Here is a 392-nt window from a genome sequence, read left to right on the forward strand (position 1 = left end):
ACCCTGATCCCGACCCCCTCGCCAGAACCCACCCAGGCCCCCGAATCCCGCCGCTTCCTGGCCAAAGCCGCACTGATCACCGCCGCCCTCTCCATCACCGGCTCCCTGCTAGGCCTCGCCAGAGACCAGGCCCTGGCCCGCCTCTTCGGCGCCGGCAGCGAGACCGACGCCTTCCTCGTCGCCTGGACCATCCCCGAGTTCGCCGCCACCCTCCTGATCGAGGACGGCCTCGCCTTCGCCCTGATCCCCGCGTTCAGCATGGCCCTGGCCCGCAGAGCGCAGGGCGCCCCCGGCGACCCCGTCCGCACCCTGGTGAAAGCCACCCTCCCCCGCCTCACGCTGGCGTTCATCGCGGTGTCGGCACTGCTCGTGGCGGCAGCCCCCTACCTGGT

General features: G+C 72.4%; 1 protein-coding gene. It reads left to right on the top strand.

What is annotated here, in order from left to right; translation table 11 throughout:
- Window positions 1–3: 3 nt before the first annotated feature.
- Window positions 4–392, top strand: a 389-nt coding sequence (locus JHN63_RS52115) for a lipid II flippase MurJ (RefSeq protein ID WP_307782212.1), incomplete at its 3' end; no start/stop codon positions are given.

The organism is Streptomyces sp. MBT65, assembly GCF_016612545.1.
GTDB lineage: Bacteria > Actinomycetota > Actinomycetes > Streptomycetales > Streptomycetaceae > Streptomyces.